Source organism: Nocardia brasiliensis (assembly GCF_042691675.1).
GTDB classification, from domain to species: domain Bacteria; phylum Actinomycetota; class Actinomycetes; order Mycobacteriales; family Mycobacteriaceae; genus Nocardia; species Nocardia brasiliensis_D.
Genome location: NZ_CP170507.1, coordinates 4,421,252 through 4,434,692, shown reverse-complemented (window position 1 = coordinate 4,434,692; position 13,441 = coordinate 4,421,252). Strand labels below are relative to the sequence as shown.

Genomic DNA, 13,441 nt, shown 5'->3' with positions numbered 1-13,441 from the left:
CGGCTAACGGCGTTGCAGCGCCTTGACGTTGTCGCCGAAGGTCCAGCCGCGGGAGCCGTCCCAGTTGATCGACCAGGTCATCAGGCCCTTGAGAGCGTTTGCGGAACCGGTGCCGTAGTGGTTCCAGGCCTGGGCGACCAGGCTGGGCGACATGTAGCCACCGCCCGCACCCGGCTGGGCGGGCAGGCCGGGGGCCTGCTTCTCATAGGGGACGGTGATGGTGGTGCCTTGTATGGTCAAACCCTTTGCCAGGCAATCGGTCTGCGCGACGAACCCTTGGACCGTTCCGGCCTGGTAGGAGTCGCCGGAGCAGCCGTACATGCTGCCGTTGTAGTACTGCATGTTGAGCCACCACAGTCGGCCGTTGTCCACGTACTTCTTGATGATCGGCAGGTAGGCGCCCCAGATCGAACCGTAGGTGACGCTGCCGCCGGTGACGTACGCGGTTTCGGGCGCCATGGTCAGCCCGAAACCGGCGGGCATCTGCGCGAGGATGCCGTCGATGATGCGGATCAGGTTGGCCTGCGAGGTCGACAGTTTCTTGATGTCACCGCTGTTGGTGAGGCCGGTCTCCAGGTCGATGTCGACGCCGTCGAAGTTGTAGGTCTTCAAGATCGGCACGATCGTCGCGACGAACCGGTCCGCGACCGCGGCGGAACTGAGGTCGATACCGGCCGCCGCGCCGCCGATGGACATCAGGATGGTGGCCCCCGCCGCCTTGGCCTGGCACATCTCCGCCGGGGTCGCGACCTTGACGGTCGGGCTCATCCCGTCCTCCCACCGCGCGGTCCCGTTCGATTCGATGACCGGGAACGCCGCGTTGATGACGTTGTAGCCGTGCGCGGCGATGCGGGCGTCGGTGATCGGAATCCAGCCCATGCCGGGGTGAACGCCATTGGCCGCGCCGTCCCAGTTCTCCCAATACCCTTGCAGCACTTTGCCTGTCGGGCGCGGTTTGGTCGGACACGTCGTGTCGTTCGGTGCCGCGGCCAGCTCCGGCGCGACCGCGACCACCATCGCGCCGATCATTGCCAACACTGCCATCACGCATCCGAAGAGTGCCGAGCGACGGCCGACTCCACGAGAGCCACCGGTGGAATTCATACCCAAGTAGAACCACAACCAGACTGATCATCTCCAATGGCGACAACTGGGGAGACGATGCGCGCGGCTACAGCTGACCGTGCTGGGAGTCGAAGGTGACGACGCGCCCGCCGAGCTGGACCTGGGCGCCGGGGACCAGTTTCACCGGATGCCCGGGAATGGCTCGGGTCCAATCCGGATGGCCGGGTTGGCGGATGTGGGTGCCGTTGGTCGAGCCGCCGTCGACAACGGTGACATCCCAGTCGATGAGCCGAATCTCCGCGTGGGCCCGCGACATTCCACCGGAACGGTCCTCCAGCCGCACCGGGCGCGCGCCGCGAGCAACCGCTTCGGCGTGCTCGGGTTCGCGGCCGAGCACGCAATCGTTGTCGAGGACGAACGAAGTGCCGTCGTCGAGCAGCAGCAGGCCGAGCGGCGGGCGCACACCATCGGTGAGCACACAGGTCAGCTGATCCATGCGAATGCCGCAGACCGCGCAAAACGACACACGGGGATCGTTGAGATGGTCACGCGCGCACTTGAATCCCTTGACGATCACACCAGGCGAGGCCGACTCGCGCACGGTGGCGCTGTCGGGCACCCGCGACACCAGCGTCTCCGCGGGCACCACGGTCTCTACGAGGTCGACGTCGCCGACGAAGCCGCGCACGGGGTCACCCTCGGGGGCCGCGGAGCGCTTCGAGAGGTCCGGTCTGGCCGGACCATGCGACGGGCCGGTGCCAGAGGCATGCGACGGGCCGTTGCCGGACCGTGGCGGCTCAGCAGCTGCCGCCCGGACATCCTGCGCAACCGGCTCCTGCGGAGCGGTCCGTGGCACCGCTGGGCCGCTGTAGGACTCTGTTGGGGCATCCATGGATTCGTCACGCTTGCGCAGATCCGGTCCTGGGCGCGGCGGGGATGCTCGCTGCGGTACCGGCTCCGCGGCGGGCATACTCGCACCTCCCGCACCGAACCACAGCACCGCTCCCGACCCCGGCGCGGTCCCCTCCGTCAACGCGAAAAACCCACGCTCGGGCAGCTTCTCGACCTCGCGACCCGGCTCGTCCACGAACAACCCGGCCCCGATCCCCGGCGCGGGCGTCACCACCCGATCGACGGTGAACCCGGCGTCGCGCCCACGCAGAATCTCCGAACCCCGCGGCCCGGCCAGCACCGCCGTCACCGCACCGTGCAGAAACACCGCGATCCCGGTGTCCCCCGGCGTGATCACGCCGAACTCGACCGCGTCCTCGTCCCCGTTCTCCAAACCCATCAACCAGTTCGTCGCCAGCCGCGCCAGCGTCCGCCCGCTGCGCCGCGGCTCGTTCGAGGCGGCCTGCCGCACGATCCCGAGCAACGCCGTCATCGCGCGCGCCGCCACCGAATCCGCGGTCACCGCGGTGTCGAGCCGGTGCGCGACCACCACGACCACACCCTCGGTACCGGCCACCAGGTGCCGACCGGGAAGGACCTCGATCTGCCTGCTCACACGAATCTGCCGCCCTGGAATCGCCACCGATGGAACACCACTCGCATCGGACCGTTCACGATGAGCCAGAACACGAGCCAGGTGAGGATGAACTGGATGAGGAACGCGACCAGCGACGGGCGCAGCGACTCGGGCAGCACGATGGTCGTGTGACGGACGAGGACCCACATGAGCGCCCCCTCGTTGACCATGGTCAGAAAGCCGAACAGCGTCGGCCAATCCTTCTCCCAGCGGAACTGTTGCAAGAAATGGTAAAGCAACTCCCACAGCACCCCGACCAGAACGGTGCCGAGCAGGACCGACAGCGTCACCCGGTAGGCCTGCCCGAGACCCAGCGATCCGGTCGGCAGCAACGGTGTGATGATCAGCGCGACGAAGCATCCGATCACGCTCAGCGCGAGCACACGGGTCTGAATTCGCCCGTTCAAGGTTGGCAGCATCAGCTCAGATCTTCGTGTTCGTGACCCAGGACCACCACTGGCTCGTCGAGCGCAGCGGACCCATCCGGCGGCAGAACCCCAGCGCCGCGAGATCGTCCGCGATCTCCTGCGCGGCGATCTGCAGGCCGAGGAAGGTGTCCACCCCGACGAACGGCCCGCCGAGCGTCGCGCTACCGGATGCGTAGATGCGCCCGGTGCCACTTCGGGTGCCGATCAACTCGAAAGTGGTGTCGACGTCGAGCCGCCCGACCGGATTGCGCCCGGCACCGGTGTGATCCAGCAGATCGGCGAGCAACCGATGCTCCCGGATATCGGCCTCGAGTCCGGTGCAGTCGATGATGTAGTCCACCGTCGTGTCGAACGGTTGCGTCGGTGGTGGGAACGGCAGCTCCGCCGTGCTGTCCGGGATGATGGTGGCGACTACGCCCTGCCGTCCCTCGGCGGGCCGCGGTGCGCGCATGGTCCCGGCCATCACCTGGTACCAGCCCTGCTTGCGTCCGCGACGCAGCTGCTCCTGCCAAGAGGACCGGATCGGCGTATTGGTACCGGAGATCTCTCGGTAGGCCGCCGCCCGCTGCTCCCCTTGCAGGTTGCGCATCTTCTGTTTGAGCTGGCCGCCCCACACCGACTTGGGGTAGTTGAAGCCCTGGTACGCCCAGCCGTCGCCGCCTTTGCGCCGGTTGAACAGGTTCTTGCCGTGCGCCTTGGCGACATAGGTGCGGAACAGGTGCAGGATCTGGGTGTTCAGCCGCATGTTGTCCCGGTCGTCGATGAGCCGCTGTAACACGCGGCTCGCGACGATCCCGCTGCCGCGGATCAGCACCGTTCCCGGCCTGCGTTGCAACGCCTGATAGACGTGCTCGTGCGGCTCGTACGCATTCACCACCCGCGTCGGGTCACGATGCTTCTCCCGATACTCCTGCAGGTCCGGCAGCAGCTTCAGGCCCGGATACCCCACTGCCACATGCACATACGTGCTGCGAAACGCCACCCGCTTGGTCGGCGTCGAACCCACCGGCGGGGTCAGGATAGTGAAATAGCCGCCACCGTGCCGCTTGCGCACCATGCGAACCTGCCCGCGGTGCCACGAGCTCGCATAGCCGATGCGATGGAATTCGCGCTCCATCCCGACGAACGCCATCCCCGCGCGTGGCGTGTAGTAATTCGCGAAGATCGGCTCCACGAAGACGTTCCACAGCGGCTTGATCGACTTGTCCGCGATGGCCTCGCGCACCGCGTAGGAGGGAAAGCCCCAGATGTTGTCCGGCTCCGACGCCGAATCGCTGCGCAACCGCTCGCCGCGCGGAATCTGCGACACCCGGGTCAGATACTCATAAGACGCCCACGGATGCTCCTGCGGCCCGAGCACCGCCATCGACTGCGCGGGCACCCCGTAGATCCGCAACGTGTCATAGGTGACGAACGATCCGATCCCACTGCCGATCGTCACGAACGGCACATCGACTACCGGAATACCGGCCCTGTCCAGCATTTCATCGGCCCACACATCGCTTTCGACGAGGACCGGGGTGAGATCGCCCCGCATTGGCCGGACTCTACCGCCACCCGCTTATCGCCAACTTACGATCACCCGTGCTTTCGGCGTCGGGTGCGTGGCGACGCGCGAGGTGATCTAGGCGAACATGCCACGGGAGGGAGCTTTGCCGACATATCATGCGGTCGTGGCCGACTCGACGCGTTCCACCCCGCTGCGGGTACTCGTGTACAGCAATGACGCCGATACTCGGCGTCAGGTGATCTTGGCACTGGGCAAGCACCCGCACCCGGAACTACCCGCCTTCGACTACCTCGAAGTGGCCACCGGCCCCGTGGTGATCCAGCACATGGACGCGGGCGGCATCGACCTCGCCATCCTCGACGGCGAGTCGGCCCCCACCGGCGGGCTCGGCATCGCCAAACAACTCAAGGACGAAATCGCCCACTGCCCACCGGTGCTCGTGCTCACCGGTCGCCCGGACGACGCCTGGCTGGCCAACTGGTCCCGAGCCGAAGCAGCGGTCGCGCACCCCATCGATCCGATCCGCCTCACCGAGGCCGTAGTCGGTTTGCTCCGCAACCGCTCAGCAGCCTGAGCGGTTCACGCATTCATGCAGTCTGCGCATTAATCGCACCGCCCCCGGGGGTCGGTCCGCAGCCGGTGCTTTGCCCTCACAGAGCTTTCGCGCGCGACACAACAGAGGTATGCGCTGTGCAGCGTCGCGGAGGTCTGTGACGGCGTAGCAGGCGGATCGGAACGGCGAAAGCATCGGCGAGCACGAGGTTTTCGCGGTACGGACTGACCGGTCAACCAACGTCACGTGACAACAGCGCGGATTACCCCCGTTTCAGTCATGAATCGGGGTCACGAATTAGATCAAACGCAGCAGTCAATCCCGCAGCACTCAGACCGATCAGTTGTAGGCTGTGCCCTAGCTCACAGGAGCGCGGGCACCAGCCTTACCCGCCTCGAGCAGGCCATGAGGCGAGTCTGGCCGAGGCGGACAACGACGTCAGCCCGCCTCGGAAGCTGCCGTCCGGCAACGGGCGACCCACCCGCAGGCTCCAGGTCGCAAGGAGGGGCCGGCTCACATTGGAGGGAGGGCAGTCGTGAATATCGAGGTGCCGACTCTTGTATTAGGCGCGGTCGCTGCGGCGTTCGCGGTGTTCACCATCATCATGGCGGCCCTGGTCGGGCCGAAGCGGAACAACCGAGCCAAGCTCGAGGCGTACGAATGCGGTATCGAACCGACCCCGCACGCCATCGCGGGCGGGCCGGGAAACGTGACCGGCCAACGCTTTCCGGTGAAGTACTACCTCACCGCCATGCTGTTCATCATCTTCGACATCGAGATCGTGTTCCTCTACCCGTGGGCAGTCCACTTCGATGCGCTCGGTCTCTTCGGTCTCGCCGCGATGGCGCTGTTCATCTTCAACGTCTCCGTGGCCTACGCCTACGAATGGCGGCGCGGTGGCCTCAGTTGGGAGTGATTGCCGCGCAGTGTGTTCGGGCGACGAGTGGAAGTGAAGGTTAGTCGGATATGGGGTTAGAGGAAAAACTGCCCAGTGGCTTTCTGCTGAGCACGGTCGAGGATTTCGCCGGATATATGCGTAAGGGCTCGCTGTGGCCCGCCACCTTCGGTCTGGCCTGCTGCGCCATCGAGATGATGGCCACCGGCGCAGGCCGTTTCGACATCGCCCGCTTCGGCATGGAGGCGTTCCGCGCCTCGCCGCGGCAGGCCGATCTGATGATCGTCGCGGGCCGGGTCAGCAACAAGATGGCACCGGTGCTGCGGCAGGTCTACGACCAGATGACCGAACCGAAATGGGTACTCGCCATGGGCGTGTGCGCGTCCTCGGGCGGCATGTTCAACAACTACGCCATCGTGCAGGGCGTCGACCATGTGGTGCCGGTCGACATCTACCTGCCCGGCTGCCCGCCGCGGCCGGAGATGCTGTTGAACGCGATTCTGGCACTGCACGCAAAGATTCAGGAGATGCCACTGGGCGTCAATCGCGAAGAGGCCGTCCGGGCCGCCGAAGCGGCGGCACTGGCCTCGACACCGACCATCCGAATGGAGGGTCTGCTGCGATGACATTCGATTCTCCCGACGAAACCACCACCGCGCACGACGAAATCGACGCGGCCGCAACGGCGGGCCCCGAAGGCACGCTGCCCGGCGCGGACGAACAGCAGGCCGTCGGCGCCGAGGTGATCGGCGTGCGCCACGGCATGTTCGGTGTCACCGGCACCGGCGACACCTCCGGCTACGGCAGGTTGGTCCGCCCGGTCACCCTGCCCGGCAGCACCCCGGCGCCCTACGGCGGCTACTTCGACGAGATCGTCGACGCGGTGCGCGCCGCGCTCGGTGCGGTTGGCATCCGGTTCGAGACCGCGCTGGAGAAGGTGGTCGTCTTCCGCGGCGAGCTCACCCTGCACGTGCACCGCGAGCACCTGGTGGCCGTCGCCCAGGTGTTGCGTGACTATGCCGCATTGCGATTCGAGCTGTGCCTCGGCGTCAGCGGCGTGCACTACCCAGAGGACGCGGGCCGGGAACTGCACGCCGTGTACCCGCTCATGTCGATCACGCACAACCGCCGCCTGCGCGTCGAGGTGTCCGCACCGGACGCCGACCCGCACATCCCGTCGCTGTACGCGGTGTACCCGACCACCGACTGGCACGAGCGGGAAACCTACGACTTCTTCGGCATCATCTTCGACGGGCACCCCTCGCTCACTCGAATCCTGATGCCCGACGACTGGCGCGGTCACCCCCAGCGCAAGGACTACCCGCTCGGCGGGATCCCGGTCGAGTACAAGGGCGCGCGGATACCGCCGCCCGACGAGCGGAGGGCTTACAACTAATGACTACATCACGAAGCGATTCCGTGGGGGGCGGCGGTCGGGCGACGGGTGGGCTGAACGAGACCGAGACCCGGGCCGATGTCAGTGGTGACACCGGTCCGGAACCCACTGTTGTCACTGTCGCGGGACAGGACTGGGAAGAAGTCGCCGACTCGCTGCGCGGGGCGGGCGAGGAACGCATCGTCGTCAACATGGGGCCCCAGCACCCGTCCACGCACGGCGTGCTGCGACTGATCCTCGAGATCGAGGGCGAGACGGTCACCGAGGCGCGCTGCGGAATCGGCTACCTGCACACCGGCATCGAGAAGAATCTCGAATTCCGGAACTGGACGCAGGGCGTCACCTTCGTCACCCGGATGGACTACCTGTCGCCGTTCTTCAACGAGACGGCGTACTGCCTCGGCGTGGAGAAACTGCTCGACATCACCGACGCGATCCCGGAGCGGGTCAACATCATTCGGGTCATGCTGATGGAGCTGAACCGGATCTCCTCGCACCTGGTGGCGCTGGCCACCGGCGGCATGGAGCTCGGCGCGCTCACCCCGATGCTGTTCGGTTTCCGCGAACGCGAACTGATCCTGGACGTGTTCGAGACCATCACCGGCCTGCGGATGAACCACGCGTACATCCGGCCGGGCGGGCTCGCCCAGGACCTGCCCGCCGACGGCGTCGCCAAGGTCCGTGAGCTGCTCGCCCTGATGCCGAAGCGACTGCGCGACATGGAGCAGTTGCTCACCTCGAACCCGATCTGGAAGGCCCGCACGCAGGACATCGGCTACCTCAACCTGCAAGGTTGCATGGCTCTCGGCATCACCGGTCCGGTGCTTCGCGCCACCGGCCTGCCGCACGACCTGCGCAAATCCCAGCCGTACTGCGGTTACGAGAACTACGAATTCGACATCCCCACCACCACCGGCTGTGACTGCTACGGCCGCTACGTGATCCGGGTGGACGAGATGAAGGAATCGCTCAAGATCGTCGAACAGTGCCTGGACAAACTGCGCCCCGGCCCGGTGATGGTCGACGACAAGAAGATCGCCTGGCCCGCCGATCTGGAACTCGGCCCGGACGGACTCGGCAACTCCCCCAAGCACATCGGCAAGATCATGGGCACGTCCATGGAGGGACTCATCCACCACTTCAAGCTGGTTACCGAGGGCATTCGGGTGCCAGCGGGCCAGGTGTACACCGCCGTCGAGTCACCACGCGGCGAACTCGGCGTGCACATGGTCAGCGACGGCGGTACCCGGCCCTACCGGGTGCACTACCGCGACCCCTCGTTCACCAACTTGCAAGCGGTGGCGGCGACCTGCGAGGGCGGCATGGTCGCCGACGTCATCGCCGCGGTCGCCAGCATCGACCCCGTGATGGGCGGAGTTGACCGATGACTATCGAGCGCACCGAAGCGCAATCCGGCGCAGCCATTCTGCTGAAACTGTCCGTCCGGCCCGAGCCGTATCAGCCGTTCATCCGTGAGCGGCTGGAGCTGGATGCGAAGGAGATCATCGCCCGCTACCCGGACCCGCGGTCGGCGCTGCTGCCGCTGCTGCACCTGGTGCAGTCCGAGGAGGGCTGCGTCACCGGCACCGGCATCGACTTCTGCGCCGACCAGCTCGGTCTGACCGGCGCCGAGGTCACCGCGGTGGCGACGTTCTACTCGATGTACCGTCGCACCCCCACCGGCGACTACCACGTCGGTGTGTGCACCAACACGCTGTGCGCGGTGATGGGTGGTGACGCCATCCTCGCCGCGCTGGAGCGACACCTCGGCATCGGGCACGGGGACACCACCGCCGACGGCAAGATCACCCTCGAGCATGTCGAATGCAACGCGGCCTGCGATTTCGCGCCGGTGATCATGGTCAACTGGGAGTTCTTCGACAACCAGACCCCGGAGTCGGCGCAGGCCCTGGTCGATGCGCTGCGCGCGGGTCAGCAGGTGACGCCGACTCGCGGCGCGCCGCTGTGCACGTTCAAGGAGACCGCGCGCATCCTCGCTGGTTTCCCCGACGAGCGACCGGGCGTGCTCGACGGCGCGGCGGGCGAGGCCACCCTGGCCGGACTCCGGGTCGCGCGCGAACAGAACATGCAAGCCCCCGCGGCCGCGGAAATCCCAGCGCTCTTGGAAAGTTCAGCGCCGCAACAGGATTCGGAGGGCGCCTGAGATGACGCTGACCCCCGTACTCACCCGGTACTGGGACGACCCGCAGTCGTGGACGATGGACACCTACCGCCGCCACGACGGCTACCAGGCCCTGCGCAAGGCGCTGGCGATGGAGCCGGACCAGGTCATCCAGACGGTCAAGGACGCAGGACTGCGCGGCCGCGGCGGCGCGGGCTTCCCGACGGGCATGAAGTGGAGCTTCATCCCGCAGGAGCGGAGCGACTCGACGTCTCAGCGCGCGGGTACCGATGGCGTCACCAAGCCGCACTACATGGTGGTGAACGCCGACGAGTCCGAACCCGGTACCTGTAAAGACATTCCGCTGATGCTGTCCAGCCCGCACGCGCTGATCGAGGGCATCATCATCGGCTCCTACGCCATCCGCGCCGCGCACGCGTTCATCTACGTACGCGGTGAAGTGGTGCCGGTGCTGCGCCGACTGCAAGCCGCGGTCGCGCAGGCCTACGAGGCCGGGTTCCTAGGTCGCAATATCCTCGGCTCCGGTTACGATCTCGAACTCATCGTGCACGCCGGAGCGGGCGCCTACATCTGCGGTGAGGAAACCGCGCTGCTCGATTCGCTGGAAGGCCGGCGCGGCCAGCCCCGGCTGCGGCCGCCGTTCCCCGCCGTCGCCGGGCTCTACGCCTGCCCGACCGTGGTGAACAACGTGGAATCCATTGCCAGCGTGCCGCCGATCATCCTCAACGGCACCATGTGGTTCCGCTCGATGGGCACCGAGAAGTCCCCCGGTTTCACCCTCTACTCGCTGTCCGGGCACGTGAATCGGCCCGGACAGTACGAAGCGCCGCTCGGTGTCACCCTGCGCGAACTTCTCGGCTACGCCGGTGGCGTGCGCGACGGGCACAAGGTGAAGTTCTGGACTCCCGGCGGTTCGTCCACACCGTTGTTCACCGACGAACACCTCGACGTGCCCCTCGACTACGAGGGTGTCGCGGCGGCCGGATCCATGTTGGGCACCAAGGCATTGCAGATCTTCGACGACACCACCTGCGTGGTGCGCGCCGTGCTGCGCTGGACGGAGTTCTACGCCCACGAATCCTGCGGCAAGTGCACCCCGTGCCGGGAGGGCACCTACTGGCTCGTCCAACTGCTCGAACGCATCGAGAAGGGCCGGGGCACCGAGGCCGACCTGGACAAGCTGCTCGACATCAGCGACACCATCAACGGCAAGTCGTTCTGCGCACTCGGCGACGGCGCGGCCAGCCCGATCTTCTCCTCGCTGAAGTACTTCCGCAACGAGTACATCGCCCACTTCGAACACGGCGGGTGTCCGTTCGACCCGGCGTGGTCCACCGCGTGGGCCGCGGGTGTCCCACAAGACACGGAAGGAGTGCGATGACAGCCACCGTGAACACCAACACCAGCGGGGTCGTGCCCGCCGACCTGGTGAGCGTCACCATCGACGACACCACCGTCAGCGTGCCCGCGGGCACCCTGGTGATCCGGGCGGCCGAGCTCATCGGCATCCAGATCCCCCGGTTCTGCGACCACCCGCTGCTCGACCCGGTCGGTGCCTGCCGCCAGTGCATCGTCGAGGTCGAGGGCCAGCGCAAGCCCGTTGCGTCGTGCACGATGACCGTCACCGACGGCATGGTGGTGCGCACCCAGCTCACCTCGCCGGTAGCCGACAAGGCACAAGAGGGCGTGATGGAGCTGCTGCTCATCAATCACCCGCTCGACTGCCCGGTGTGCGACAAGGGCGGGGAGTGCCCGCTGCAGAACCAGGCGATGTCCACCGGGCGCGCCGAATCCCGGTTCGAGGGCGAGAAACGTACCTTTCCCAAGCCGATTCCGCTGTCCACCGCGGTGCTGCTGGACCGGGAACGCTGCGTGCTGTGCGCGCGCTGCACCCGCTTCTCGCAGCAGGTCGCCGGTGACCCGTTCATCGAACTGCTGGAACGTGGTGCGCTGCAACAGGTCGGCACCGCACAGGCCGAACCGCTGGACTCCTACTTCTCCGGCAACACCGTGCAGATCTGCCCGGTCGGCGCGCTGACCGGCACCAGCTATCGGTTCCGCGCCCGCCCGTTCGATCTGGTGTCGAGCCCGAATGTGTGCGAGCACTGCGCATCCGGCTGTGCGCAGCGCACCGATCACCGCCGCGGCAAGGTGCTGCGCCGACTGGCCGGGGACGACCCGCAGGTCAACGAGGAATGGAACTGCGACAAGGGCCGCTGGGCCTTCGCCTACGCGACCGAACGCGACCGCCTCAGCACGCCACTGGTCCGCGGCTGGGACGGCAACCTGGCACCCGCCTCCTGGTCCGAGGCCCTCGCCGCGGCCGCGGAAGGATTGGCCGCCGCGTTCGGCAGCGCCGGTGTGCTGGTCGGTGGCCGGGTCACCGAAGAGGACGCCTACGCCTACGCCAAGTTCGCCCGAATCGCCCTGGGCACCAATGATGTCGACTTCCGCGCCAGGGCGCACTCGGCCGAGGAGGCCGACTTCCTCGCCGCGCGCGTCGCGGGCCAGGGCATGACGGTCAGCTACGACAACTTGGAAGCCGCGCCGATCGTCCTGCTCGTCGGATTCGAGCCGGAGGAGGAGTCGCCGATCGTCTATCTGCGACTGCGCAAGGCCGCCCGCAAGCGTCGCATACCGATCTACTCGCTGGCGCCGTACTCCTCGCGCGGACTGGACCGCATGTCCGGCACGCTGATGCAGGCCGTGCCGGGTGCCGAACCGCACCTGCTCGACGCGGTGCGCACCGGCGATTCCGCGACACCGGGCGCTGATCCCACCCAGATCGCCGATGTCGGTCGACTGCTGCGCGAACCGGGCGCGGTGATCATGGTCGGTGAGCGGATGGCAGGTATCCCCGGCGCGCTGTCGGCCGCCGTGCGGCTCGCCGACGAGACCGGTGCCGCGCTGGCCTGGGTGCCGCGACGCGCCGGTGAGCGGGGCGCCGTCGAGGCCGGTGCGCTGCCCGGCCTGCTCCCCGGTGGTCGCCCGGTAGCGGATCCCCTTGCCCGCCAACAGGTTCGGGCGGTCTGGAACGTGCCGGACCTGCCGGTGACGGCCGGCCGCGACACCGCCGCCATCCTGGAAGCCGCGTCCGGTCTCGGTGCGCTGGTGATCGGTGGCGTCGACGTCGCCGACCTGCCGGACCCGAACGGCGCACTGGCCGCCATCGACGCCGCGCGGTTCGTCGTCAGCCTGGAACAGCGGCACAGCACGGTCACCGACCGCGCCGACGTCGTGTTCCCGGTCGCCACGGCGATGGAGAAGTCCGGCACCTTCCGCACCTGGGAGGGCAGGCCACGCCCATTCGAGGCCGCGCTCGGCGACGACATGGTGCGCCGCCAGTCCGCCCCACTGTCCGATCAGCGGGTGCTGCAAGCCATCGCCGATGAGATGAAGGTGCGCCTCGGCCTGCCCGACACCGCCGCGGCCCGCGCCGAACTCGCCGAACTCGGCGCATGGGACGGCGCACCCGTCGCGCCGCCCGCGCACCGGCCGCACCCGCTGACCCAGCCGGGACCGGGCACCGCGGTGCTGGCGAGCTGGCGGATGCTGCTCGACCTCGGCCGCCTGCAGGACGGCGAACCCAACCTGCCCGGCATCGCCCGCACACCCGTGGCCCGCCTGTCCGCCGGCACCGCCGCCGAAATCGGCGCCGCCACCGACGATCTGGTGACCGTCGCCAGCGACCACGGCACCATCACGCTGCCGCTGGTGATCACCGACCTGCCCGACCGGGTGGTCTGGCTGCCCCAGCACTCGCCCGGCAGCTCGATCGCCGAACAGTTGGCCACCCAGCCCGGCGGCATCGTGCAGCTGCGGCGCGCCGACGAGAGGATGAAGGAGCACCGGCATGAGTGAGCGAAGCGAACGAATCATCGGCGCAGCGTGCTTCGCTCATGCCGGAGCCGAGCGAAGCGAGG

At 67.5% G+C, this 13,441-nt stretch carries 12 protein-coding genes; 8 read left to right on the top strand and 4 right to left on the bottom strand.

Translation table 11 applies throughout. The features are described from left to right. Positions 1-3: 3 nt before the first annotated feature. From ACFK0J_RS20425 to ACFK0J_RS20410, 4 genes are all read right to left on the bottom strand, one after another. Positions 4-1,044 (bottom strand): chitinase, encoded by a 1,041-nt coding sequence (locus ACFK0J_RS20425; protein WP_378729557.1) that lies wholly within the window; start codon positions 1,042-1,044, stop codon positions 4-6. A 127-nt stretch (positions 1,045-1,171) separates the two neighbouring features. After that, complete coding sequence (locus tag ACFK0J_RS20420) at positions 1,172-2,572, bottom strand: FHA domain-containing protein (protein ID WP_378729555.1); 1,401 nt, start codon at positions 2,570-2,572, stop codon at positions 1,172-1,174. Next, entirely contained in the window at positions 2,569-3,012 is a 444-nt protein-coding gene (locus ACFK0J_RS20415; RefSeq protein WP_378729553.1) for a hypothetical protein, read from the bottom strand. Before ACFK0J_RS20415 ends, ACFK0J_RS20420 begins: the two co-directional genes overlap by 4 nt. Before the next feature lie 4 nt (positions 3,013-3,016). Further along, positions 3,017-4,558 (bottom strand): hypothetical protein, encoded by a 1,542-nt coding sequence (locus ACFK0J_RS20410; protein WP_378729551.1) that lies wholly within the window; start codon positions 4,556-4,558, stop codon positions 3,017-3,019. 97 nt (positions 4,559-4,655) lie between these two features. Here ACFK0J_RS20410 and ACFK0J_RS20405 point away from each other — a divergent pair, with 97 nt between their 5' ends. The 8 genes from ACFK0J_RS20405 (at position 4,656) to ACFK0J_RS20370 (ending at position 13,379) form a co-directional block, all read left to right on the top strand. Further along, the gene (locus tag ACFK0J_RS20405; RefSeq protein ID WP_378729549.1) at positions 4,656-5,105 is read left to right on the top strand and encodes a hypothetical protein; all 450 of its coding nucleotides are present in this window, start codon (positions 4,656-4,658) and stop codon (positions 5,103-5,105) included. Between the two features lie 514 nt (positions 5,106-5,619). Continuing rightward, positions 5,620-6,000: an NADH-quinone oxidoreductase subunit A gene (locus ACFK0J_RS20400; protein WP_378729547.1), complete on the top strand. Its 381-nt coding sequence runs from the start codon at positions 5,620-5,622 to the stop codon at positions 5,998-6,000. A gap of 50 nt (positions 6,001-6,050) precedes the next feature. Then, entirely contained in the window at positions 6,051-6,605 is a 555-nt protein-coding gene (locus ACFK0J_RS20395) for a NuoB/complex I 20 kDa subunit family protein (protein WP_378729545.1), read from the top strand. Then, entirely contained in the window at positions 6,602-7,375 is a 774-nt protein-coding gene (locus ACFK0J_RS20390) for an NADH-quinone oxidoreductase subunit C (RefSeq protein WP_378729543.1), read from the top strand. Before ACFK0J_RS20395 ends, ACFK0J_RS20390 begins: the two co-directional genes overlap by 4 nt. Continuing rightward, the gene (nuoD, locus tag ACFK0J_RS20385) at positions 7,375-8,763 is read left to right on the top strand and encodes an NADH dehydrogenase (quinone) subunit D (protein WP_378729542.1); all 1,389 of its coding nucleotides are present in this window, start codon (positions 7,375-7,377) and stop codon (positions 8,761-8,763) included. Before ACFK0J_RS20390 ends, nuoD begins: the two co-directional genes overlap by 1 nt. Continuing rightward, entirely contained in the window at positions 8,760-9,539 is a 780-nt protein-coding gene (nuoE, locus tag ACFK0J_RS20380; protein WP_378729540.1) for an NADH-quinone oxidoreductase subunit NuoE, read from the top strand. Before nuoD ends, nuoE begins: the two co-directional genes overlap by 4 nt. A gap of 1 nt (position 9,540) precedes the next feature. Further along, positions 9,541-10,899, top strand: coding sequence for an NADH-quinone oxidoreductase subunit NuoF (nuoF, locus tag ACFK0J_RS20375; protein WP_378729538.1), 1,359 nt, complete (start codon positions 9,541-9,543; stop codon positions 10,897-10,899). Next, the gene (locus ACFK0J_RS20370) at positions 10,896-13,379 is read left to right on the top strand and encodes an NADH-quinone oxidoreductase subunit G (RefSeq protein WP_378729536.1); all 2,484 of its coding nucleotides are present in this window, start codon (positions 10,896-10,898) and stop codon (positions 13,377-13,379) included. The genes nuoF and ACFK0J_RS20370 overlap by 4 nt, the downstream gene beginning before the upstream one ends. The last annotated feature ends 62 nt before the right edge of the window (positions 13,380-13,441 follow it).